Annotated in this window: 19 protein-coding genes; 4 read left to right on the forward strand and 15 right to left on the reverse strand. The window is 37.5% G+C overall.

Annotated elements, in window-relative coordinates; translation table 11 throughout:
• Nucleotides 1–457 precede the first annotated feature (457 nt).
• From AC27HL_RS15770 to AC27HL_RS15780, 3 genes are all read right to left on the reverse strand, one after another.
• Nucleotides 458–598 (reverse strand): type II toxin-antitoxin system antitoxin, encoded by a 141-nt coding sequence (locus tag AC27HL_RS15770; protein WP_487082111.1) that lies wholly within the window; start codon nt 596–598, stop codon nt 458–460.
• Nucleotides 599–700: 102 nt separating this feature from the next.
• Nucleotides 701–1564, reverse strand: a complete 864-nt coding sequence (locus AC27HL_RS15775; protein ID WP_487082008.1) for an SPFH domain-containing protein — start codon at nt 1562–1564, stop codon at nt 701–703.
• A gap of 419 nt (nt 1565–1983) precedes the next feature.
• Entirely contained in the window at nt 1984–3441 is a 1458-nt protein-coding gene (locus AC27HL_RS15780; protein ID WP_487082009.1) for an HDOD domain-containing protein, read from the reverse strand.
• A gap of 210 nt (nt 3442–3651) precedes the next feature.
• On the opposite strand from AC27HL_RS15780, the gene AC27HL_RS15785 reads away from it, so the two are divergent.
• Entirely contained in the window at nt 3652–6501 is a 2850-nt protein-coding gene (locus AC27HL_RS15785) for a M16 family metallopeptidase (protein WP_487082010.1), read from the forward strand.
• Between the two features lie 129 nt (nt 6502–6630).
• Here AC27HL_RS15785 and AC27HL_RS15790 read toward each other — a convergent pair whose 3' ends face one another.
• From AC27HL_RS15790 to AC27HL_RS15800, 3 genes are all read right to left on the reverse strand, one after another.
• Entirely contained in the window at nt 6631–7023 is a 393-nt protein-coding gene (locus AC27HL_RS15790; RefSeq protein WP_487082011.1) for a response regulator, read from the reverse strand.
• Nucleotides 7024–7218: 195 nt separating this feature from the next.
• Nucleotides 7219–8742 (reverse strand): S10 family peptidase, encoded by a 1524-nt coding sequence (locus AC27HL_RS15795; RefSeq protein ID WP_487082012.1) that lies wholly within the window; start codon nt 8740–8742, stop codon nt 7219–7221.
• Nucleotides 8743–8893: 151 nt separating this feature from the next.
• The gene (locus tag AC27HL_RS15800) at nt 8894–9472 is read right to left on the reverse strand and encodes a HutD/Ves family protein (protein ID WP_487082013.1); all 579 of its coding nucleotides are present in this window, start codon (nt 9470–9472) and stop codon (nt 8894–8896) included.
• 224 nt (nt 9473–9696) lie between these two features.
• Here AC27HL_RS15800 and AC27HL_RS15805 point away from each other — a divergent pair, with 224 nt between their 5' ends.
• Complete coding sequence (locus AC27HL_RS15805) at nt 9697–10203, forward strand: outer membrane beta-barrel protein (protein ID WP_487082014.1); 507 nt, start codon at nt 9697–9699, stop codon at nt 10201–10203.
• 211 nt (nt 10204–10414) lie between these two features.
• Here AC27HL_RS15805 and AC27HL_RS15810 read toward each other — a convergent pair whose 3' ends face one another.
• The 3 genes from AC27HL_RS15810 to AC27HL_RS15820 all read right to left on the reverse strand — a co-directional run bounded on the left by AC27HL_RS15810 (nt 10415) and on the right by AC27HL_RS15820 (nt 14412).
• On the reverse strand, nt 10415–12085 hold the full coding sequence (locus AC27HL_RS15810; RefSeq protein ID WP_487082015.1) for a M1 family metallopeptidase: 1671 nt from the start codon (nt 12083–12085) through the stop codon (nt 10415–10417).
• A gap of 182 nt (nt 12086–12267) precedes the next feature.
• Nucleotides 12268–12888: a c-type cytochrome gene (locus AC27HL_RS15815; RefSeq protein WP_487082016.1), complete on the reverse strand. Its 621-nt coding sequence runs from the start codon at nt 12886–12888 to the stop codon at nt 12268–12270.
• Nucleotides 12889–13188: 300 nt separating this feature from the next.
• A complete protein-coding gene (locus tag AC27HL_RS15820; protein ID WP_487082017.1) occupies nt 13189–14412 on the reverse strand; it encodes a c-type cytochrome in 1224 nt (407 codons plus the stop codon).
• A 197-nt stretch (nt 14413–14609) separates the two neighbouring features.
• On the opposite strand from AC27HL_RS15820, the gene yihA reads away from it, so the two are divergent.
• Nucleotides 14610–15257, forward strand: coding sequence for a ribosome biogenesis GTP-binding protein YihA/YsxC (gene yihA / locus AC27HL_RS15825; protein ID WP_487082018.1), 648 nt, complete (start codon nt 14610–14612; stop codon nt 15255–15257).
• Between the two features lie 73 nt (nt 15258–15330).
• Here the strand turns inward: yihA and msrA are convergent, their stop codons facing one another.
• The 5 genes from msrA to AC27HL_RS15850 all read right to left on the reverse strand — a co-directional run bounded on the left by msrA (nt 15331) and on the right by AC27HL_RS15850 (nt 22036).
• Nucleotides 15331–15831 carry a peptide-methionine (S)-S-oxide reductase MsrA gene (msrA, locus tag AC27HL_RS15830; RefSeq protein WP_487082019.1) on the reverse strand — a complete coding sequence of 167 codons (501 nt, stop codon included), beginning with the start codon at nt 15829–15831 and terminating at the stop codon, nt 15331–15333.
• A 3-nt stretch (nt 15832–15834) separates the two neighbouring features.
• Nucleotides 15835–16278: a peptide-methionine (R)-S-oxide reductase MsrB gene (gene msrB, locus AC27HL_RS15835; RefSeq protein ID WP_487082020.1), complete on the reverse strand. Its 444-nt coding sequence runs from the start codon at nt 16276–16278 to the stop codon at nt 15835–15837.
• Between the two features lie 515 nt (nt 16279–16793).
• Complete coding sequence (locus AC27HL_RS15840) at nt 16794–18599, reverse strand: hypothetical protein (protein WP_487082021.1); 1806 nt, start codon at nt 18597–18599, stop codon at nt 16794–16796.
• Between the two features lie 32 nt (nt 18600–18631).
• Nucleotides 18632–21169: an AAA family ATPase gene (locus tag AC27HL_RS15845; protein ID WP_487082112.1), complete on the reverse strand. Its 2538-nt coding sequence runs from the start codon at nt 21167–21169 to the stop codon at nt 18632–18634.
• A 144-nt stretch (nt 21170–21313) separates the two neighbouring features.
• The gene (locus tag AC27HL_RS15850; RefSeq protein ID WP_487082113.1) at nt 21314–22036 is read right to left on the reverse strand and encodes an NYN domain-containing protein; all 723 of its coding nucleotides are present in this window, start codon (nt 22034–22036) and stop codon (nt 21314–21316) included.
• A 331-nt stretch (nt 22037–22367) separates the two neighbouring features.
• On the opposite strand from AC27HL_RS15850, the gene AC27HL_RS15855 reads away from it, so the two are divergent.
• Entirely contained in the window at nt 22368–23786 is a 1419-nt protein-coding gene (locus AC27HL_RS15855) for a YdgA family protein (protein WP_487082022.1), read from the forward strand.
• A 99-nt stretch (nt 23787–23885) separates the two neighbouring features.
• On the opposite strand, the gene AC27HL_RS15860 is transcribed toward AC27HL_RS15855, so the two are convergent.
• Nucleotides 23886–24785, reverse strand: a complete 900-nt coding sequence (locus AC27HL_RS15860) for a LysR family transcriptional regulator (protein WP_487082023.1) — start codon at nt 24783–24785, stop codon at nt 23886–23888.
• Nucleotides 24786–24830 lie beyond the last annotated feature (45 nt).

Here is a 24830-nt window from a genome sequence, read left to right on the forward strand (position 1 = left end):
TGATAAATAAGTGTGTGAAATTTATTCATACCTGCACCGTTCTTATTATTTAACACCAAATGATCCCTTCATGGTGTGTTTCTTTTTAGGCCTCTGCCCAGAGGCCTTTTTTTTGTACCAAAATTACTAAATCCACTACCTTGTTCTCTGTTACATGGTTGCAGAATAGTCGTTATCGCCTTTTTTGTGATAAAAAAACAAATAAGTGTAAAAAAATTACAAAATTCACTTTACAAGCTTAGAGTTGTTACTCTATAATTGCCCTGTTCCTAACACGAACGCTTGTTGTAATAATTTGTATATTTTAGCTTTCCTCATAGCTTATAGGCCGATAACATTAGTTGTCGGCTTTTTTTTGCTTGTAGAAAGTTAGTTTAGTTAAACTATCGAAGTGAAAAGGTAAAAATATCATGATTTATTTTTACCTATTTAGCGTAATAAAATTACATTAAAGCGACTATTCAGGTTTATCAAGTGGATCGATAATAGCGGTTATTTGTGGTGGCTTACTACGGCCGGCTTTTCGTAATGCATCACGCAATACATATTCAATTTGGGCGTTTAAGCTACGTAATTCATCATCTGACCAACGCTGCATTGCGGTCAGTATTTCTTCGTTTATACGTAATGGATAAGCTTTTTTTGCCACAGAAACCTCTAATACAATAAGTGAAAGCCCATAGATATGAGCTCAGCTATTTTAATATAAACTACCCGTATTGACGATAGGTTGCGCAGCTTCATCAGAACAAAGAACTACGAGCAAGTTACTTACCATTGCTGCTTTTCTTTCTGCGTCGAGTTCAACAATGTCGCGTTCTGCTAAACTTTGCAGTGCCATTTCCACCATGCCAACAGCACCTTCAACGACTTTCTTACGTGCAGCAATAATAGCCATGGCTTGTTGGCGCCTTAACATAGCGTTAGCAATTTCCGGTGCGTAAGCTAAGTGACTAATTCTTGCCTCTATGACTTTCACACCAGCTTTGCCTAAGCGGTCCTGTACTTCACATTTTAACGCTTCAGATATTTCTACAGGGTTACTACGCAGCGATATACCTTCTTCTTCATGATGATCGTAGGCATAGCTAGTGGCTAAATTACGCAAAGCAGATTCACTTTGAATTGAGACATAGTCTTCATAATCGTCAACTTGGAAAACAGCCTCGGCAGTATCAACCACCTCCCAAACAATAACAGCAGCAATTTCAATAGGGTTACCGTTTTTGTCGTTAACCTTCAATTTGCTACTTTCAAAGTTTCTAACTCGTAGAGAAACACGCATTTTTGTATAGAAAGGGTTTGCCCAGCGTAAACCCGATAAATGTACAGTTCCTGCATATTTACCAAATAGTTGCAATACTCGGCCTTCTTTAGGGTTAACCATAAAAAAGCCAAACCAGCCGATAAAAATAACAATATTTAATAATAAACTAGCGATTGTTAAAGCGGGATTATTGGGCAAAGAGTACACCGTCAGGCTTATGGCGCTCAGCTGCACAATTAATAACACAACAATAAAACTAATACCGTTTGGGGCTTTTACTTCTTTTTCTGTAAACATATACCTTCCTTTAGCTTTAAACCAAGTGATATCATTCTGATATCACTTTTGGTTTTTTGCAAGTTTATTTTTATTGCTTTTGGTTTTCAAGAAAATGAAAAAATTTAACTTCTTATTTTTCAAAGGCTAACCGTCGTAATTTAATTTAGCTGATTTTGATCAATATTGACCTTTTTGCTAGCTGATATTATGAGCATAGATTTAAACAACGGAGAATTATTATGGGATGTTGTGGTGGATGTGGCGGTGAAGGTCATGAACCAGTAGCAGAGCAAGAACAAACTGAAGAATCAGTAGAAACTACTGAAGAAGAGTAAGTTTTGTATACAACAATATAAGAAGCAGCTTGAGCTGCTTTTTTATTGCCTAAAATAAAGCAAACGATAGTTAATAGCTTAGATAAATTCGACTTTTTGCATTTATCCTTTATGAGTGAGCATAGTTAATGATAAATTCAAATGCTCTATTAAAGCATTGCAATGTTCAAAGTCACGAACTGATATTTCTTTGTCTGTAATAAATACCTGCCCGGTGATCACACCAATGGCTTTATGGCCAACTTTAATTGGCATAATGACAATTGCACCGTCTTCAATGTAATCAGCAATTTCACCGGTAATATATTGATACCATTGCTCAGCTTGTTTATCGTTTATGAGTATGGGTTGGTCATTTTCCATGGCATAACTAAAAATGTTGCTACTTCGAGATAAATAAAATTTTTGTTTATTGTCTACTGGCTGTGCGTCGATGTCGTAACAAAATCGAGTTTTAATTTCAGACTTATCATCCACCATCATTAAGAAGCTGCTTTGCTCAAACGCGAATATTTTCATTATTGCCTGCAAAGTAGACTTAATAAAAATAGATACATCGGAGCTTGTTTTTAATGATTTGTTTAAGTGCATGCATGCGGAAAGTATGTCGCTTTCTTTATTCGGGTTATATCTAAGTACTTTGTGTGCATGGTCGTTAAAGTCTTTGGCTCGCGGTAAGGGTTTTATATGCTCAACCAATGCTGCGGCGCCATAGGAGCTTAACAGCTTAGCAGCTTGGTCTCTTAACAATGATATTTTTGTTGTGAGTTGCTTAATGTTTAAGCCGGTAATTTTGCTGATGCTAGTTAGTAATTGCTGAAAATCTTCAAAGCTTCCAGTTGGATTGGCAATATAGTGGCTTAACTTATCGGCGAAATATACTATTTGAACTTCAATTGTGCGGCTTTCTGGCTGATTTAACGCTTTTAATAAAAGGTCACTCAAGCTCCAGGTTTTTGCAAGTTCGCTGCTAAGATCGGTAAAACTGCCGCCAAGTTCATGCTGGCATTTTTGTTGAAATATCGCTGGTGTTGTTTCAACAAATGGGGCAAGATTTTTCGCAGATTCACCGCCTACGCCCCAAAATGCAGTTTCGCCAATGCGATAAAGCATGGCTGCAAGATATAATTCCTCTTGAGTATCTTCAGCGTATTGTGGCGCCATCATTTTAGCTAATAAACCAGCATAAAATGAATTCGCCATAGAGCGCATTAATTGTTGATGAACCCTATCGTCTAAATCTTTATTTGCGAGTAAACCTTCTACTAATCGCGATGTTAAGCAAATATTTTTAACCGCTTGTATACCTAATACAACCGAAGCTCTGGAAACTGTGCTAACTTTGTTAATACTTAAGTGTTGGACACTGTTAGCCACCTTCAATAAGCATGAGGCGAGTGCTTGATCATGCAAAATAGCTTTACTTAATTTAGGTAACGATGATTTGTCATCGTTGTTAAATTTGTCTAACATTTTTGCGGTTGACGTAATTGCTGGTAATTCGCTTTTGGCGATAATATCGACCCAATGTTGAATTAGCTGCGATTGTGCATCATGCATGCGAACCCCAAAGAAAGTTGTTTGATTTTTATACGCTTTATAAGCCTAACATATCAAATGAAAAATTTATAATTTAGTACAACAATTGAACATTATATTTAGCTTAAGGTCTACACCATAATATTGTCACAATACTATTGTGTATCTTGCTGATATAGATGATATTAGTATGAATTAAGCATTAAAGTACTTTTGAACGAGGAATCTATTTTGAAAAAATGGACGTTACCGCTGCTACTTACCTGTTTGGCAGCTTGTGAAAATACCAATACCACAAAAGCGCCTGAGTTAAATTCAGGCATACCTGGCATTACATTTATTGAGCAAGTACAGCCAGAAGCTGGCAAAACCGTTATTCCTTTTAAAAAGTATGTATTAGATAACGGCTTAACCGTTATTTTGCATCAAGATAGCTCAGATCCCTTAGTGCACGTTGATATGACCTACCATGTAGGCTCTGGTCGTGAAGAAGTGGGTAAATCAGGTTTTGCACATTTTTTTGAGCATATGATGTTTCAAGGCTCAGAGCATGTTGCTGATGATGAACACTTTAAAATGGTTACTGAGTCGGGCGGTACCATGAATGGCACTACCAATAGTGACCGAACTAACTACTTTCAAACGGTACCTGCCAGCCAACTTGAAAAAATGCTTTGGTTAGAAGCTGATCGTATGGGCTTTTTAGTTGATGCGGTTACCCAAGAGAAATTCGAAGTTCAACGTGAAACGGTTAAAAACGAGCGTGGCCAAAGCTACGATAACCGTCCATATGGTTTGCTTCAGGAACGTGTTGCAGAAGCCATGTTTCCTGTTGGGCATCCATATTCATGGCAAACCATTGGCTATATTGAAGATTTAAACCGCGTTAATGTTAATGATCTAAAAGCCTTCTTCTTACGTTGGTATGGCCCTAATAACGCCACTTTAACGATTGGTGGCGACCTTAATGTTGATAAGACCTTAGCTATGGTCAATAAGTATTTTGGCAGTATTCCTAGAGGCCCTGAAGTTGAGTTACCTGAGAAGCCAAGCTTTACCATAGACGAAGATCGTTATATCTCTTTAGAAGATAATGTCCATTTACCTTTGGTATACATGTCGTATCCAACTGTGAGTGTTCGACATGAAGATGAAGCACCACTTGATTTACTATCAAGCATTCTTGGTGGTGGTAAAACATCTTTACTATATAAAAACCTAGTGAAGAACCAGCTTGCGGTGCAGGCTTCGGTTAGTCATCCGTGTGCTGAACTAGCATGTACATTTAACATGTTAGCTTTACCACACCCAGCATCTGGTAAAAGCTTAGCAGATATGGAAAAAGTGATTCGCGATACGTTAATTGAGTTTGAAGCGCGTGGTGTTGAAGATGACGATTTAACAAAAGCGAAAGCGGAAATGGAAGCAAACTTTGTTTTTGGTTTGCAAAGTGTGGCGGGTAAAGTTAGCCAACTTGCCGCTAATGAAACATTTACCGGTAATCCAAATTATATTGAGCAAGACATTGCTCGTTATGCCAATGTAACAAAAGCCGATGTGATGCGTGTTTATCAAAAGTACATTAAAGATAAACATGGTGTCATTATGAGTATTGTGCCTAAAGGACAAAAGAACTTAGTTGCGGCGGCTGATAACTTTACGCCACAAGCGCGTATTATTCCTGAGCAAACGGTGACTTCCGATTCAGATTTAAAAGTAAGAAAAGCAAAAGATAATTTTGACCGTAGTATTGTTCCTGCGGCAGGGGAGAACAAAGCGGTTGCAGTACCCAAAATGTGGCAAGAAACATTTGAAAACGGCATAAAAGTGCTTGCTACGCAAAGTATGGAAACGCCAACAACTTCATTACTTATGAAAATCCCTTCCGGACATTACTTTGAGAATAAAGACAAGGCAGGAACAGCGGCTTTACTGGCGAGAATGTTGAATGAATCGACAACGAAGCGTAGTGCCGAAGATATGAGTAAGGCTTTACAAAAGCTTGGTGCATCAGTTGCTATTTCTGCGGGGAACCAATACCTAACCATTAATGTAAACACGTTAACAAAGCATTTAGATGCAACCCTAGCCTTAGTTTATGAGAAATTAACGGCGCCGGCATTTTTGGCTAGTGAGTTTGATCGAAATAAAAACAATGCCATTCAAGGAGCAATTAATGGTAAAAAAAATGCGGGTTACTTAGCATCGACCGCTTATCGTCAATTACTGCACGCAGATAATATTGCGGCAACACCGAGCTCGGGCTCAGAGCATTCGTTAGCAAATATTGAACTTGCAGATGTTAAGGCACTTTATCAACAGCAAGTTAAGGCGAAAGATAACCAAATCATTGTGGTATCTGACTTAGCTAAAGCAGAGGTTTTAAAGTCATTAGCTGTGTTTAAACCGTTAACTGGTGAAGGTAAAAAACTTGCACTTAATCTACCTGACTCTCCAGCTAAATTAGGTGTTATATACTTAGTGAATAAGGACAATGCGGCGCAATCGGCAATCCGAATTGGTAAGCGTTCACTTACACAAGATATTACAGGCGAGTACTATAAAGCTTATTTAATGAACTTCCCATTAGGTGGTGCGTTTAATAGTCGTATCAACCTAAATTTACGTGAAGACAAAGGTTATACCTACGGCGCTCGTTCATATTTTTATGGCGATAAATACTCGGGTGCATATACAGCAAGTGCCGAAGTACGTGCTGATGTGACGGATAAGTCTATTGTTGAGTTTGTTAAAGAAATTGAGAACTACGCCAACAATGGCATCAGTGATGAAGAGCTAACCTTTATGAGAAATGCTATTAATCAAAAAGATGCGCTTAAGTATGAAACACCACGACGTAAGTTAGGATTTTTAGCACAAATTTTGGAACATAATTTAACGCCTGATTTTGTGCAAGAGCGTAATAAGATTGTTGCTAATATTAGCAAAGAAGAGATTAATGCCTTGGCGAAAAAGCACTTAAATTTAAGTGAGATGCTGATGGTTGTTGTTGGTGATGCTAAAACCTTAAAACCACAGCTAGAAGCTTTAGGTTATCAAGTGATGAATTACGAAATATAGTTAACTTGAACTCGGGATAAGTAAAATGCTATGAAATATTTATATTCTTCATTCTCCCGAGTTCAGATTAATTTCTGAAGTGAAAAAGCCGCATGTTAGCGGCTTTTTTAATGTTTGCGATAAAGCAAATTAGGCAACTTGTAAACGAGTTAAATGCTTGACGGCATCGATTAACTCATCAGCACAAAAAGGTTTAGTTAAATAGGTATTAGCGCCTAATGCTTTGGCTTGTATTTGATCCGCCTCATCGTGTGAGCCAGAAAGGAAAATAATTGGAATATCGGTACGACTACTAATTGACTTAATGCGCTTACAGCACTCAAAACCGTCCATTTCAGGCATTTGTATATCTAAAATGATTAATGATGGTTTAAACGATGCTAATAAATTTAATGCTTGCAGACCAGACTTGGCGGCAAATATTTTACATCCCAATGGCTGAATAATATTAGAAACTACGCGAATATTAATTGAGCTGTCATCTATGATGAGTACATCGGTGTTTATACTATTATCTTCCATAAATTCATTGTCTTAGTTCCTTTAATAATCATCATATCTGCTTGATTTAATTTTGACAACTCCGATTAGTCATTAAGTATAAATATTCGAAAATTTAGGATATTCAATATGTTATTAAGGTATGAAAATAGTACTCAGTGCTAAATGTTGCTGAGCTATTTTTATGCCCAGCAACTTTAGTAATTTAGCCATAAACTATGGCTTGCTATGGTACTTGGCCGGTGTCGTTTTACTTGGTAGTGTTGCTTGCATAAAATCACGGATATCTTGATTAGCTGACTCTAAGTCTGGGTAGCGCAAGTACATCATATGGCCGCTTTCATAACCTTTAAATGATAATCTATCGCGCATTTTACCACTAGGGTCAAGTTGCCACAGTGTATATTTAGCATCAAAGTAATTGGTGGCACCATCGTAATAACCAGCTTGGATCATGACATTTAAATATGGGTTTTGTGCCATAGCCAAGCGTAAGTTTTCACCGGTTTTATTTTTCGTTCTATCCCATGGATGCACATCGCCAAACATATTATATTTAATGTCTGTTTTGTAATTAAGCTCTTCGCGAAGATAATAATTGATGGCTGGCGTAAAGCTGTGTAACCATGAGGTTAATTCGGCATTGTAATCGGGACGGCTGCCACTCACTTTCTCGTCTATGCCTAAATATCGAGAATCTAATCGGCCGACAGTTTGCTCTCTGTCGCGAAGTATTTCTTTCCAAAAATATGACGCTTCAATGTCTAAATTATTACGCAAAACTTCTTGTACAGAAAGCCCTGAGTAGTGTGCGACTTGTTCGGCTATGCTTTGCTTTTCCTGTGCTGAAATAAAGCCACCTTTTGCTAGCGCGGGTAAATATTTCTCAACAGCAAATTGTTCAATTTCAGGTAATATTGCCAGTAGGTCTTGCTGTTGAAGATCATCGGATAAAGCTTTATGGTACCAAGCTGTGGCGGCAAAATAGGGTAAGCGGTTGGCTGCTTTTACGGGTCCGTCACGTTTAATGCCGATGTCAGTCGGTGAGACTAAAATTACGCCGTTTAAATACATCCATTGGCGCGACTGCAATTCCAACGCTAACCCTGAAACGCGAGTTGTACCGTAGCTTTCACCAATAAGATACTTAGGCGATTGCCAGCGATTATTGCGAGTAACAAAGGTATTGATCCAATCGGCTAGATATTTGATATCAGCGTTGACGCCGAAAAACATTTTCTTTTGTTCTGCCTTACTAGGCATTTTGCCGTCTTTTTTCGGTAACACACGGGAATACCCCGTATTTACTGGGTTAACAAAAACAATGTCAGCGGTATCTAAAATTGAAAAGTCGTTTGTTTTGACGCCATAAGGCTGTAATGGATAACCTTCATTGTCAACATTGAGTACTTTCGGGCCAGTATAGGCTACGTGCATCCAAACAGATGCAGAACCTGGGCCGCCATTGAAAGAAATCAACAGTGGCCGCGTTGCTCTATCTTTAACATTACTGCGTTGGTAATAGGTATAAAAAAGAGTTGCAGTAGGATTACCTTCTTTATCCCAAACCGGTTGCGTACCTGTAGTGGCAGTGTAGTCAAACGCCTTGCCGTTCACCTTAGTGCTATAGCTACTGGTATTGCTTTCATCAATAGCAATTTTTCGCTCAAATTCGGCATAAGTAACGGGAGACAAAAGCCATGTCAGACTAAATAAAAAGACCAATAACCCAGATTTCATAACGCTGTCCTTAAAAATCAATGTAATTTATGGTTTCAGCCTACGTTAGACGACAGCAATTGTCATAATTAAAAGTTAGATAGAGCATTTCTAGCGATTAATAGCAGTAACAATTATAAAATGAAATACATTACACATGTTATTTTAGAAATTAGCTAAGCGCTTCTAAGTAAACCAAAATAACGTTCTCGCCGCTTATACATGTCATATTATTTTTCATATGAGAAAGCTTAACCAAACATCCAACAGGAACCTTCCTGTTACTTTCATCAAGATTAAATGTGACGTTTAAATCAGAAGACAAGCTATAGATAAAACACAGTTCACTTTCTTCAATCGCAATATTATTTGCTTGTGGGTAGCATTTTACTTTGCAGTTGTAACGCGATGTGCGGGTGATAATATTGAAATCAGTTATTGCGCCAGTATGCAAATTCCCAACTGTTTTGTTGCCACCGTCAAATGTAGCGAAATCGAGTAAATTGCTTAGACGATCAATTTTGTTGTCATTGTGTTGTAAATTTATGCCATCGCCATCAATTAAAATAAGATTACGGGTATAACCAGAAAAATTAGAAAAAACACCGTCTTCTACAACACTGGCCATGCTTAATCGCCAATCAAAATCATCAAGTGTACCACCTGAGTTAATAGCCATTTCGATGGTTTCACCTTTGCCATTTTTCCAAGCTACAGTTTTAAATTCTTGCGGGGTTATTACTTCAATCATCTATCACGGCCTTGTTATACATAGTTTACTAACACTGAACAAAGATGATCATAAGGTAATTCGCACTGCTTGTCTGTGTTTAGTTGAGGCGAAAACAGAGTAAGTTTCATATTCTGTTACTTTAATCTTCTTTAAATAAAGGCGTAACAATTGATTAACAAAAACGGCTTTGCTAGCATGCGCGCTTTCTATAATACAAAGCTTGATAATATAAGGATATTATTGTGTTGAAAAAATCACTGATTGCACTTTCTTTTCTAACGTTACCACTTACAGCTTCTGCCAACTGGTTAACTGGTGGTGGTTATGCAAATTTTTCAGCTGAAAATGACGGTACCGATGTATCTATAGGCACTATTTTTGGTTCAGTTGGTTATGAGTTAATGCCAGAAACGAGTGAGTTTTCTTTTATTCCTGAATTACGTTTAGGTACAGGTATTTCAGATGACACGGTTGAGTCAATAAAAGTTGAAATAGAGCGCTTTACGGCATTTTCTGTTCGTGGCCAATATAACTACGACAATGGCGTTTATTTGTATGTAATGCCGTCTTATGCAAACCTTAAGGTTAAAGCTAGCTACAATGGCCACTCTGATAGCGATGATGACTGGGAGTTTGGCTTTGGTGGCGGTTTTGGTAAGAAGTTAAATGACAATATGCGCATTGAAGCATCATTTGAAAGTTATGATGATACCGATGTATTTACCGTTGGTTTTAAATACGCATTTTAATAAACCCAAGTGTTTTGATTAAAGGGAAGCCATAGCTTCCCTTTTTTATGCTCAGGACGAGCGGTATGCCACGCTCACAAGGATGTGATTAAGTGGCGATGCTCAGGACGAGCGGTCAGTTTTTTATTCCTGACCAAAACTAAGTACCTACATCCATGTAGGCAATGCCGCGCGTGCAATAGCATGAAGGAGATACGATGTATGCTAGCTATTATTCACCCAACAGGTTTAATGTGCTCACATAGAAGTTAGTGTCAACCTCAACTGTATTGCTGTTTGCCTCTAAACTTAACTTTTGCCATTGGTTATTTGGTGAAAGCCAAACAACTTTTTCATTAATGAATGCTTTAATGGGCATATCAAAGCCTTCGACAGTATTTCCCCAGCGATATTGCATTTCGTTATCCTTTATAAAATACTCAAAGCTAGGAATGCGAATATCACGTAAGTATTGGTCGAACACTTTAGTTAAATTTTTGCCTGACTTTTCACTAATATAGTCTTCAATTTGAGCCGTTTCCGCAATGCCATGATAAAATTGCTTATTTAGGCCCCGTAATATTTCGCGCCAAACATTATCGTTGTTGATAATTTGTCGAATGGTATGCAACATGTTGCCACCTTTGTCGTACATGTCGCTTGAGCCTTCCTGGTGCAAACCGTATTGACCAATGATCGGGCTTTTATTTTGAATGTTTAAGCGGGTACCACGTATGTATTCAAAGGCTTTTTCTTTATCAAAATGGTATTCCAAAAATAAACTTTCTGAATAGTTAGTAAAGCTTTCATGGATCCACATGTCGGCAATATCATTATGGGTAATATTATTGGCAAACCACTCATGGCCTGACTCATGAACAATAATAAAGTCAAATAACATACCCGGACCGGTTTGGCTTCTATCACGTCCTAAATAGCCATTTTGGTAACCATTGCCATAGGTAACAGAGCTTTGATGCTCCATACCCAAGTAAGGTGCTTCAACGAGTTTGAAACTGTCTTGATAAAATGGATAAGGACCAAACCAGTATTCAAAGGCTTCAATGGTGCGTTTAGCATCTTTAAACTGTACTTTTGCCTTTTCAAGATTTTGGCGTAACACGTAATAATCCATATCTAGCTGGCCTGATTCACCTTGGTATTTTTCACCAAAATGTACATAGTCACCAATATTGATATTAATGCCGTAATTATTGATTGGGTTAACTACCTGCCAATGATAGGTTTTTGTTTTTTTCGCCTTGTTGTGATCAACTTTTACTAATCGACCATTAGAAACGTCCATCAAATGTTCTGGCACTTCAACACTGATCATGGCGCCGTTGTCAGGTTCATCATAGGCATGGTCCTTATTTGGCCACCAAATACTGGCACCTAAACCCTGACATGATGAGGCGATGAAATCGTTGCCATTCTCATCTTTTGTCCAAGTTATACCACCGTCCCACGGCGCTCTAATTGCTTCATGGGGAATGCCAGAAAAATGCATTTCCAATTGGTATTCTTCGCCAATTTTTTGTTCAGCTGCTATGGTTATAAAGTAAGAATACCCCATTTGCTCAACAGCGAGAGCTTGGCCGTTTTGCATAACTTTAGTTAGTTGCATTGGCGCTTGTAATTCTATCTGTAAACGTTTTTTTTCTGATAGCACTTCGTACTTCATGGTATTAATACCTGCAATACTCTTAGTGCTAGGGTCTACGGAAATATCTAAATGGTAGTGAGTTAAATTCCACCAAGCGCGTTGTTGGGTAATTGTACCTCTGAATATATTTTGTTGGTGATCATCAATCGTTTGTTTTGGGAACAAATCGGCATTCGCGCCGCCACATAGCGTTAACGTTGTTAGCAAGAGTATTCTAGATAAAAGTTGGTTTTTCATGAGCGTGCGTCTGTATGCCAAAAATAGTGAAGTAATTTAAATAGTAACAGCGAATAAAGTGTTAACACAACGGTATAGTGTATTTAAAACTATTATGAAAATACCTAAACTTTGCAAAACCTTGAGCACAAAAAAAGCAGCGATAAACGCTGCTTTACTAACACTTCTTTACCAGAATATTACTATTTTAAAGATGACATATATTGCGAAAGCGCAGCAATTTCTTCATCGGTTAAATTTGCTGCAACACCTTGCATCATGCCGTTAAGGTCATTGTTACGTGTACCGTTGCGAAACTTCTCTAACTGACTTTTTAAGTAATCAGCACTTTGGTTAGCTAGGGCAGGGAAGCCAGCACTTGGCATACCGTGACCATTGATACCATGACAAGCTACACAAGCTGTAACTTCCATTTCATTGTTACCACCTAAGTAAAGCTTTTTGCCGTGAGCATTGTCTTTACCATTACCCACAGTAGCTTGTTGGCTAGCATAAAATGCGGCAATGTCGGCCATATCCTGTTCGCTAAGTGCCATTGCCATACCGCCCATTACTGGGTCAACACGGCCAGACTTGCCTGCGGAAGTCATACCTAGTTTAAAGTCGGCAAGTTGTTTAACTAAGTAACTTGCACTTTGGCCAGCTAATTTTGGATACATAGGTACTAAGCTATTGCCGTCAGTACCATGACAAGCAGCACACATTGCTGATTTACTTTTACCAGCTTCGGCATTACCTTCAGCTGCATTGGCAGTGGCAACTGCACTTAATCCTAATAAAATTGTGACGATAAATTTTTTCATTGGGTTAGTCTCTGCTTGTCGTTTAAACGATAAATTATTGCGTATCTTAATTGCTTTGGCATTCTACACGAATTTATTGAATGTGAAATGTTGTCGGTAAAAAAATCATCACCTTAGCCAGTAAATAGATCACATTATCTTGTTTATTAGTCATTAAAAAAGCAGCGACCAGCGCTGCTTTATATTTAGGCCTTTCTCAGACGTCCCGTCTTTCTAGGCATTAGTGCATCCATCCACATCGATGAATGGTATGCCTTGAGCACCTAGATGTGAAGAAAAGGTAAATCTGCTCAATAAAACTTACTTCATTGAAGCCATGTATTTTGCTAATTCATCAATGTCGTCAGCAGAAAGCTTAGCGGCAACACTTTGCATCATAGTGTTGTAATCATTGCTACGCTCACCATTTTTAAACTTCAATAACTGTGCTTTTAAATAAGCTTCATTTTGACCCGCAATTGTTGGAAAGCCCGCTTTGTTCATACCCTTACCGTCAGCACCGTGACAGGCAACACAAGCGGTAATTTTACGTTTAACGTGGCCACCAAAGTAAAGTTTTTGTCCAATATCAGAACCAGCTAATTCAGCAACGTTAAGTTTTTGTGCGGCAAAATAGCTAGCAATTTCTAGCATGTCTTGCTCGCTTAAAGCTGCAGCCATAGGCGCCATTACTGGGTCTTTACGTGTACCGGCTTTAAATTCTTGTAACTGCTTAACAATGTAGTCAGCACTTTGGCCTGCAAGTTTAGGGTAAATAGCAACCGGGCTGTTACCGTCTGCACCATGACATGCCGCACATGAAGCTGCTTTTGCTTTACCGGCAATAACTTCTTCTGTAATTGCTGCAACAGGCATTACTTTGCGAGGTGCTACATTGGCAACAGCTGCTGGATCTTTAAAGTATGCGGCCATATCAGCAATATCATCTTCTGTCATCGCACCAGCAAATTGATTCATTGCATAGTTAACACGAGACTTATTTTTGAAATTAAGTAATTGCTTAGCAATATATTCAGGGTGTTGGTTTGATAAGTTAGGGTAAATTAATACATCGCTATTACCTTCACTACCATGACAACCAATACAAGCGCCAATGCTGCGTGAAGCATCGCCTAGCTCATATAAACTTTTACCTGCTGCTGGGTTTGGTACATAAGCTACTGGAGCTGCTATTGCAGTACCAGCGTCAGAGCCGCCTGCGTCTTGGCTAGCGCCGTCGCTTGGTAAAGCTGCAAAATAAGCAGCAATGTCTGCCATATCTTGCTCAGAAAGAGGAGCTGCCATAGGTGCCATTAAAGGGTCTTTACGGTCACCATTTTTGAAGGCTTTCAACTGTTTAACAATGTAATCTGAATGCTGACCGGCAAGATTTGGGTAAGTATCGCTAGCGCCAATACCGTTAGCACCGTGACAAGCCGCACACGTTGCCGCTTTTGTTTTACCTGCGTCTGCATCGCCTGAAGCTGCAAGCGCAACATTCATGCTTAATAGTGTTAAAATTACCGAAGTTAAAATATGTTTCATGACAAAACTCTCAACATGCTTTTGTGTTTTTTATTGAACGTATTCAATAAGCCGAAAAAATTGGCGACATCATACACTATTAAAGCCCTTTAGCGGGACTTTTAGCGAAAAAATTTGCCTAAAGTCTAATACATTTGCATCTTTAGCGCGAAAAAACGATATAATGCGGTTTTTATTTATCATAATTGGATTTTACCTTGTCTTCTACCGCCATTCATTTAAGCAAAGCAACTTTTACCATAAGTGCGCCAGACATTCGCCGCTTACCTGCTGATAACGGTATTGAAGTGGCATTTGCAGGCCGCTCTAATGCAGGTAAGTCTAGCGCTTTAAACACCTTAACTAATCAGAAAAGTTTAGCGCGCACCAGTAAAACGCCAGGTCGCACGCAGTTAATTAACATTTTTGAAATTGCAGAAAACAAACGCCTTGTCGATTTACCGGGTTACGGTTTCGCGAAAGTGCCAATGGAAATGAAGAAAAAATGGCAAAAAGCTTTAGGTGAATATTTAGAAAAACGCGAATGCTTAAAAGGTATTGTGGTACTTATGGATATTCGTCACCCGTTAAAAGATTTAGATATGGACTTGATTCAATGGGCGGCAGACAGCGACCTACCTGTATTGGCCTTATTAACCAAAAGCGATAAATTGTCACAAGGTAAAGCAAGTGGCCAAGTACTTGCCGTGAAAAAGCAACTAAAAGCCTTAAATGCTGATATTAAAGTACAAGCATTTTCATCTTTAAAACGCACAGGAGCAGACCAAGCCAATTCGATTATTTGTAATTGGTTTCAAGATGAAAACATAGAGCCGGCAAATGAAGACTCTATGATTGAAGAGTAGAACAAAAAGACAATAATTATTTAACGCCTCGAATTATCGGGGCGTTTTTATAGAAATCACCTAATATTTTTATTTATTCCTGCTCTGGTAATACCCAGTCAGCGCGCGGAAAATGGCAGGTATAACCGTTAGGGATTTGCTGCAAATAATCTTGGTGTTCAGGCTCTGCTTGCCAAAAGTCGCCAGCTGGCGCAAGTTCAGTTACAACGGTTCCTGGCCACAAACCCGAGGCATTGACATCTGCTATGGTTTTTTCTGCCATTAACTTTTGCTCGTTTGAGGTGTAGTAAATGGCTGAACGATACGAGCTACCGCGATCATTCCCTTGTCTATCTTTTGTTGTTGGATCATGTATTTGGAAAAAATACTCTAAGATTTTACGATACCCGATCACTGAATTATCAAAAAGAATTTCGATACCTTCGGCGTGATCACCATGGTTTCGGTATGTGGCATTTTTTATGGAACCACCGGTATAACCAACTCGAGTTGCTGTTACGCCTGTTAATTGTCGAATTAAGTCTTGCATGCCCCAAAAGCAGCCACCTGCTAATATCGCTTTTTCGATTGCCATTGTTTATCCCTCAACTTGTGCTAAATATGCTTGATAACCTTCAGCGGCCATATCATTTTTATGAATAAATTTAAGCGAAGCGGAATTAATACAGTAGCGCAAACCGCCAGAAGCGGCCGGACCGTCGGGAAAAACATGCCCTAAATGGCTATCGCCATGTGCAGAACGAACTTCAGTACGTACCATACCATGCGTTTCGTCAGTTAATTCGTTCACATTGCTTGGCACAATAGGCTTGCTAAAGCTAGGCCAGCCACAGCCGGAGTCAAACTTATCAGCAGAAGCAAACAAGGGTTCACCAGAAACAACATCAACATAAATACCTGGCGCAGTATTTTCTAATAATTCACCCGTCCACGGATGTTCAGTGCCATTTTCTTGCGTTACCCGATACTGCTCTGCATTCAAAGCGGCAATAGCTTCAGGTGATTTTTTGTAATTCGACATAAGCTTCCCAATAAATTTGAAACTGGTTAAAGGTAATTTTCATAACAGTAAAAATATTAGCCCGATATTCTTCGTCTAACAATAGACCGGAAAATTGCTAAATAATTCTCATATAAGCAACGAAGAAAAGACCGCAACCATGACTTAGTGCTACTGAGTTTTAGGCATAAAAAAACCGATGGCAAAAGGGGCCATCGGTATAGTTAGCTTGGGGAAGCTAGAATTCAAAATTAATACAACAGGTGTTCTAACGAGAACAAATCGAGTATAGAGCAACAACTCTACAAAAGTAAAGCCTTTACTCTAAAAAGATTGCAAAAATGTAAATAATTGGTTTTGTGTGGAGATTCATAAATAATGAGAAACGAACCACTCGATGAGAAAATTTAACAATTTATTTACATGCTTAGGAGTGTGATTAAAGGAAGTGAGTTATTAAATGAGAATTTAATAACTCACTTATAGCTATAGGCCATTTGAAAGTATTTGTTTGATTAGACTAATGTACTTAAGAGCTAATGTTCAAGTTTAAAACCAAAATCCTCTTGGTGATCATAATATATTTTCTTCAGCCAGTTGGCTAGGTGTGGATTATCATCAGGTGTTAATTTCAAACCAGCTCCTTGTGGGTATACTGGCATATCACCATCTACCTGATGTAACTTATTCAAATTTGAAGCTATGCGATTAGAGCCATGCGCATAAAGTAACAATAAACTTTTTATTGGAGAACTTTTTAATTTCCTGCCTTCTTTTACTTGAAATATTTCATGCAAATACTTTTGTTCAGTATTAGGCAAAGCATATGTAAGAATATTTTTTCGATCTGTATATTTTGAATCTAAAACAATTACACATGGTTCTTCCCATTCAGCATGGTTACACCTTACGATAAAATCAGGTAAGTAATAATGTTTTCCAAACTTGGTATCCCTTTTATTACTTACATTAATTAAATCTCCTATTTGAGAGACGTCTTTACGATATATATATATGCGAGGTTCAAAAAACAATTCAATAGATAACGCGTCAGCTTCATAATAAAAGTAATTGTAAGGCAAATCATTAGGCCTTTCCTGTACATCACCGTTGAAGGGTAAAACGTCACTATAATACCTATATGATTTACTCTTTAATGTTATTTCAAATTCTTTTTTTATTGTGTCGTGAAGCATATATAAGCTTACTAATTCATAAATTGAAGACAGGTTTCTCAACCCCATTAATAGCTGGTCTTTAACAAGGTTAGGCGTACCTGCGATATACCATTTATGCATTTGCTCAAAAAGGCTTCTATAACTTGGTCTAGATAATACAAATGGTGTCATCCTCGGTGGAATTCCATTAATTAACTTCACACCTAATTTAGATTTAAATAAATGAATAAAGCCATCTACAGTCTTATTTAGAAGCATCAACTCAGATAAGTGGTGGCTAATAATACTTCTTCGATATAATTTAAGTGCATGCTCAAAAGATACATAATTTTCACTACTATCAGTTATAAGATATTCACTTCCTTGAATTGAAAGGTTATCAGAACTTTTTTTAATTAAATCTGTGATAAAAACCTTAGCGGCATGAAGAAAACTGTAGATTGCACGATTTTCGAATACATCAGGGTTTTCAGTGATGTATTCTCTTGGTGATTTGTCTGTTTTATACAGGCGATCATTTATCTTAAGGTTTGCGCGTTGCTTGTCTGAAGGCTCAATTCGGTCTAAATTCTGTAACATCCAATACACACTATCAGGTCCTGTAGGAAAGCCATGATCTGTGGTTTCTATATTATGCTTCCAATCAAATTTGTGTTCTCGAATAAATGTTCCCTTATTTTGGACCATATAATCCATTATTTGTTGTAATAGCGATAGTTTCTGTAATGTATTCTTTCTATCATCCTGAAAACCACCACCAACAAAAGATTTTGAAAAACAAAGCATTAGCATGTCATTCATATTATCTGAAATATATTTCAGCATTGATGAAGCAAGCTCAGCATTCGCTTGCCGTGCCTTAATATCGACTATAATCCGGTACGACACTTCTAGGTTGTCTTTAAAGCAAAGAGATACTTCACTTTCGCCAAAATAATTATAGAAATGCTGGTTGTTATGATTTTTTGGATCAATTACTGAACTAAAAACCCTTTGAGTATTAGTAATAGTTTTTGGTACCATTTCCAATGGTACGTCACCTATCATTATGTACGGTTCTCCATACTCCTGTGCTTCGTGAGGCATAGAGACTTCAACAGAAATAACATCTGTTTCATTGAGCTGGAGTATCTGCCCCTCTTTTGGAGTGTATGTTGTAGACACGTCGTGTCTACTTACATGAAAACTCCAACTAATCATGCAAAAGCTCCATAGCTAAATAGATTCAGCTCACCTTTAGCTATAATACGAGTAATGCGTTTTCGAGACATTTCCATTTCATTTGGTATTATGTCAATAAGCTTATTCAAACGTTGACCAAACTGTTCGCCATACCCGCTAAGAAGAGGAATAATATGTTGACAAACAGCATAGTCTAAAGCGTATAAATTTCGTTCAATTAATAAGGTTGAAGAAACATTATGATATTCATTAATTGCCTTTCTCTTACGGTAAGAAATAATGACTTGATTACCTAGTGTGGGGTCGTCATCGTGCAATACATTTATAATATTATCGATTATATTTTGAATGTTATCAGGTAATTGATTGCCTGACGCAGCGAACAACTCTATAAATTGGGGTCCTGATATGATGACGGATTCTTTTAGAGGTTCTAATACATTTAAATCAGAAATAATACTGCCATCCTGCACAATATCATCGAAGTGGATAATTGATGCCCTATCTAGCATTCTAGGAGTAAGTATTTGAACTGAGTCATCATGGTTAACAGTTCCTAAAAATCTCATATGTTGAGGAACTTTTAACTCTGACTTATTAGGATCTCCTGTAAAAATGGCTCTATTAGATTCAACGTCAGCCATCTCTAAAAATGGACTAAAATAATGTTCTGGTTGAGATAAATTGAACTCATCAAGAAGAACTATTGCTGGTGCAGAAAGACTTTCATTCTTCTCATCTTGCATCTGCTCTAATAAGTGATATAAGCCAGTGGCAGAAGGTACAAATGATTGAGATAAGGCATTATAAAATCCAAGAACATCTCTAGCAGAAGTCCATCCTCTTGCTACAGGTATATTAAGTAGCCTATTTCCTAAACCCATTGCTTGACCTAGCAACTTTGCCAGTGAGGTTTTTCCTGTCCCTGGGTAGCCACTAAAAAGAGTAAATTGGCTTTGAGCAAGAGTAACGATAACGTTGGCTAACTGATTAAAGTCCGTTTTTCTTCCTATATCACTTAACGATTCCGATATTTGGTTAATATATTCTACTTGAGGATTTTCATTATAAGTATCAATATCTAAACTAGCTTTCACGGTATAATTCGTGGCATTTATTTCTTTGGGGGCATTTGATCCTGTTAATACATCAACTTCGTTTTTAACTGAAAGAAGCTTTTCAATGTAAAACTGGTTACTTTCTTTTACATCATCTTCCAATTTAGCTTTCTGTCTTTTTAGGGCTTCGATATCTTTTGATAAGATATTCTTGTACGCGTCTAAATCTGATTTTTCTTTCTCTGCCTCTTCAAAAGATGAAAATGAATTATATTTTGTCTGAATCCTATCATAATCCTTATTTAATACATCGAGTTCATTTCTTTTCTTTTCTATATCTTTATCAATTAATTTAGATGCTTTATCAGCTAGCTGTACTTGAAAATCATCAGACTCTAATGTTTGAAATTCTTTTTTCTTTTGACGGATCTCCCCTTCAATCGTGACCTTACCTAATTCTAAAGTTGTTATTTCTGAGCGTAATCCTGATAGCTGTTCATTTAATTCCTCAGTAAATTTTATTTTTTCATCACGAAAGTAATCATCTTTATTTTCCTCTAAGAAATCATTGATTATAATTTTGCCATTATCAGAATCAATAAATTCACCCATCAAATTTCGACGAATCCGTCCCCACTCACCATCGTCACCAGGCATAGATAGTAATTCAAAGAATCTCGAAAATCGTGCTTTATTGGCCCTATATTCTTTGGTTTGAGAGATTTGAGCTTTTATTAAGGGGATCATACCTTTGGTGAAGTTTCTGATCTGTGAGTTATTTACTAACATTTGTCCATATTTAGAGACTATTTGCTCATCATTCATAAAGTCTACTGTATTACAGGTGTTATTAAGTACTCTCCTTACATCACAGACCAACTCTATATTATTTGATCCATGTTTGAATTTAGTAATTTGATTTGAGCTACTAGAAGTATTGATCTCTGAAAAGTGGTACGCAGATAAAAAATGTTCCTTGTTTTGTGATGAACTATCTGTAGACAATGACTCTATTGATACTTTAAATGTTGAACCATTTGATTCTTCAACACCAGTAACAATAAAAGGGCCTTGCAACTTTTCTGACTGGTATAAAAAAATTATCGGTGTAAGTGGTTTTTTACCAATAAGAATGTAAGGTGAAGATAAGCTGGGCAGTTTTTCGGATATTACTTCGGCAACAGAAAATTTTGAGCGTATAGTCGACGCATGCTCGAAAGCACTTACATATCTACAGTCACCTTCTTTTACTTCATTTCGGCTAGGGGTACATTTTAATTGAAAAAGTGAATCTCCAAATTTATTTTCAATATCGGCATATCCTCTCATGATAAACACATGATTAGTATCACAAAAAACGGCTTCTGTGTTAATAGGATGTAGTTCATCTCCTATTTGTTCAAATAAGGCTTTTACCACCCCCTTGTCGGTGTCGTTACTAAAAGCACGGTCTAATGCACATATAATTATTCTTTCTTGAGCCGTTGGGTTCATCACTTTTTTTACCTTGTCTCTGTAGTCTAAGCTTTAATAGGATTCATGAAGGGAAATCCTTTGGATCATAATTTTCTATTTAATAAGTTAGGCTTAATTGTAACCAAACCAAACTTCACAAAATGTTAAGTTTTGTACTAATTTTTAATCATTATTTTGAGTTTTATGCTTACGCTTATCCCTCACCCATGTTGCTGAACCATGCGTTTTTCTCATTTCAAACAAATCAATTGCAGCGAATAAATCACTTAATTTTTTAAAACCATAATTACGTTGATCAAAAGATGCATGATTAGAAATATGTTTTCCTATCGGGCCTAATTGTGCCCATCCATCATCATCTTCAGACACTTCCACTGCTTGGCGAAGCATATTCATTAACTTTGTATCGCTTTTGATATTTGTCTTTGGTATTTCAACAGTTTTTTCTTCTATTTCGATATCATCAAGAAATAAAAATTTGGAACAACTATTCACAAAAGCCATCGGCGCTTTGCGCTCACCAAAGCCTATAACGAACTTGCCATCAGCTAATGCTCGGGTAACGAGTGGAGTAAAATCACAATCAGAAGAAACTAAGCAAATGGTATCAACATCTTTGGTGTAAAGGATGTCCATTGCATCAATGACAAGTGCAATGTCAGTAGCATTCTTGCTTTTGGTTAAATCAAATTGCTGAATTGGTTGAATAGCGTATTCATGAAGAACATCTTCCCAAGGCTTTATACACAGGCTTTTCCAGTTTCCGTAGGCTTTGCGGATATTTACAACACCATATCGGGCAAGTTCAGAAAGTATGATGTCTATTTTGGCGGCAGGTGCATTATCCGCATCAATAAATAATGCTATCTTTTCCTTATCTTTAATTTAAAACTAATCCATGTTTATTGTACAAAACCCTAAAATTAAAGTTGTAACTATACAGCTATCATAGAAATTTCAAAGTGTTAATTCGTGAAAGCATGATTAAAAATAAGGTTTCGTAAGTCTTTAGGGGAAGTCCCAATTTTAGCTGTAATTTTTATTTCAAAAGTTCTGTATATTGGAAATAGCTGGGTAGTGTTTTATTACCGTAAAAAATTGAACAAAATATCAAAAATTTACATAGTTTTCTCAAAGCATATTTACTTTACATTTACAATTTGTGTGCGATACTCCGTGCGACCTAGGAATTAACACTATATAAGGGATTATTCTCGTGAAAAAACTTCTACTTAGCCTTGGCGCTATTGCAGTTGGTGCAGCACTAATTACACCTAAAATTATTGCCAGTAACGTACAAACTAATATTAATACTATTGTTGAGCAGGTGAATACTTTGCCAGGCTACAATGCCTCGGTTAGTGAATTACACTCTGCATGGTTTGATACCAACGCTAAAGTTTTGGTGAGTTTTGATGCGGCAGGTTTAGGGGCAGATTTGCCCGCAGAAGCTAGTGAAAAGTTTGAAGACTTTGCTATTGAGATAGCTGTTAATGCCAGTCATGGCCCTATTTTGATGTCGGGTGAGCACAGTTTTGGTTTGGCAAATATTTCAATTGCAGTTGCCAACGAAGGGCTTAGAAAGCACATTGATTGGGCAAATAATTTGCCACTTTATGGTGTTGAAAGTCATATCGATATACTAGGCACAACAAGCTACACCGATAACATTCAGCCTTTTACTGTGGTTGACCAAGAAGAAGATATTGATATTAACTTTGCCGGCTACCAAGGTTCAGGCGCTTTTGAAAATGGTGAATGGCAATATACGGGCCAATCAAAAAATACCGTAATTAAAACCGAAAATGGCGATGTTGTTATCGGCATTATGGATGTTGATATGACAGTTGCGTCGTCATTTATAGACATGATGAAAAGCGGTTTTTATGACTCAGACTCAACCTTTACTATTCGTTCGATTAACTTTGAAGATGATAATTCTGAGAATAAAGTATTAGCGAATAATGTTTATATTAAGGCTAATTCAAAAATTAATACCGAAAAAAATACCGGTAATGTAGGCATTACTTATGGAGTGGACTCGTTTACAGCAGCTGACTTTAAGGCGGAAAATGTTGCGTTAGCTATTGAAGTTAATAATATCAGCCAAGCCTTTATTCAAGCCTATCAACAAAATGTTAATGAACTGTCAGTAGGCACTGAAGCTGAAATACAAGCCAAGTTATTACAATTTGCTGAAACACATTTGTTGTCGTTACTAAAAGCCGAGCCGGAAATGAACGTAACTAGCCTGCGCGGCACGCTAGCACAGGGAACGTTCAACAGCTCGATTAATACCCGCCTTGCCGGTATTGATGCTTTGCCTGATTTACTAACTGATGTGCAGTTTTGGTTATCGCACGCATTGGCTAATGGTCAACTAAAAGGCGATAAAGCGGTTATTGAATATCTTGCAGCAAAGGTAATGGAATCGCAGCTTAAACAAAACCCTCAAACAGCGGAAATGAGTACTGAAGAAGTTGAGCAAATTGCTATGCAGCAAGCACCGCAATTTTTGCAAAATTTTGTGCAGCAAGGCTTGGTAGTTATGAATGAACAACAGTATTCAACAACTTTTGCCCTGAAAGACAAAGCGTTAACTATTAACGACAAGCCTATTCCTTTACCGTTATAGTTAAACAAATAGCGCCATTTGTTTGTTAAAAAGCCGCATTAAAAGCGGCTTTTTTGTCTCTAAATTATGGTTTAGGGTTTTTGTATAGTACAAATTCAACTAGTTAGCTGTGCTAGCGAAGTACTGCTTTAATAGCGTATTTATTGTTGTGAAACGTGCCGGTAGCGTTCTGTTTCTTTTCTTGACCAAGTAAAGTGTTTCCATAACAGGCTTTGGTGGGGTAAATATTGTTATGTGTTGTGGTGTATGGAAATTATCAATAACGCTTTTTGACAATATGGTAAAACCTAAGCCTTTGGCAACAGGCTCTAAAATTTGGCTAATTTGGTTGATGAAACCTGTTACTGGAATATCGCTAATATTTAAATGTGTGAAGTTAGCTTGCTGGCTTTGTGCAAAATAAAGCGCTAAATAATGCTCGGCATCGGGGTGTTTGATCAGGCCGAGCTTGTTCAGTAAATTTTCCCCGTATTTATCAATATTTACACTAGCAGGAAATACTAAGCATAATTGCTCTTGGCCAATTTCTTGTACGTCAAACAAGCTATGGTTTGGCATGTTGGTAACAATGCCTAGGTCAATTACGCCAGTTTGCACTTCATTTAATATTTGTTCATTGGGGGCGGCTTTTAGTTTAACAACAAGTTGTGAATGTTGAACTTGCAGGTTTAATAATTTTGGGTACAGAATTAACGCCAAGGCGCCAGAGCAAGCTAAAGAACATTGGCCAGCGTGGGCGTTGTCAAATGCCAGTTGCTCTAATAAATCATGCTCACTTTTGCTGAGATGCTGAGCATATTGATAGACTAAACGTCCTTGCTCAGTCACTTCAAAACTTTTCTTATTTCTGGCAATAAGTGAATGGCCACAGGCATTTTCTAATTTACTAATGTGCTGACTTACACCAGGCTGCGTCATAAATAGCTTTTCAGCCGTTTTGGTAAAATGTCCTGTGTCGATTAGGGTTATAAAAGTTTTCAACCAAAGGGGGTTTAGCATAAGTATGTTAATAACAAAATATTATAGCTTTGATTATAATTGATA

The organism is Colwellia aquaemaris, from assembly GCF_057548755.1.

Coding starts and splice junctions, on each gene's coding strand:
- AC27HL_RS15770 (WP_487082111.1), bottom strand. CDS start 598: ATGCAGCGTTGGTCAGATGATGAATTACGTAGCTTAAACGCCCAAATT.
- AC27HL_RS15775 (WP_487082008.1), bottom strand. CDS start 1,564: ATGTTTACAGAAAAAGAAGTAAAAGCCCCAAACGGTATTAGTTTTATT.
- AC27HL_RS15780 (WP_487082009.1), bottom strand. CDS start 3,441: ATGCATGATGCACAATCGCAGCTAATTCAACATTGGGTCGATATTATC.
- AC27HL_RS15790 (WP_487082011.1), bottom strand. CDS start 7,023: ATGGAAGATAATAGTATAAACACCGATGTACTCATCATAGATGACAGC.
- AC27HL_RS15795 (WP_487082012.1), bottom strand. CDS start 8,742: ATGAAATCTGGGTTATTGGTCTTTTTATTTAGTCTGACATGGCTTTTG.
- AC27HL_RS15800 (WP_487082013.1), bottom strand. CDS start 9,472: ATGATTGAAGTAATAACCCCGCAAGAATTTAAAACTGTAGCTTGGAAA.
- AC27HL_RS15810 (WP_487082015.1), bottom strand. CDS start 12,085: ATGAAAAACCAACTTTTATCTAGAATACTCTTGCTAACAACGTTAACG.
- AC27HL_RS15815 (WP_487082016.1), bottom strand. CDS start 12,888: ATGAAAAAATTTATCGTCACAATTTTATTAGGATTAAGTGCAGTTGCC.
- AC27HL_RS15820 (WP_487082017.1), bottom strand. CDS start 14,412: ATGAAACATATTTTAACTTCGGTAATTTTAACACTATTAAGCATGAAT.
- msrA (WP_487082019.1), bottom strand. CDS start 15,831: ATGGCAATCGAAAAAGCGATATTAGCAGGTGGCTGCTTTTGGGGCATG.
- msrB (WP_487082020.1), bottom strand. CDS start 16,278: ATGTCGAATTACAAAAAATCACCTGAAGCTATTGCCGCTTTGAATGCA.
- AC27HL_RS15845 (WP_487082112.1), bottom strand. CDS start 21,169: ATGAACCCAACGGCTCAAGAAAGAATAATTATATGTGCATTAGACCGT.
- AC27HL_RS15860 (WP_487082023.1), bottom strand. CDS start 24,785: ATGCTAAACCCCCTTTGGTTGAAAACTTTTATAACCCTAATCGACACA.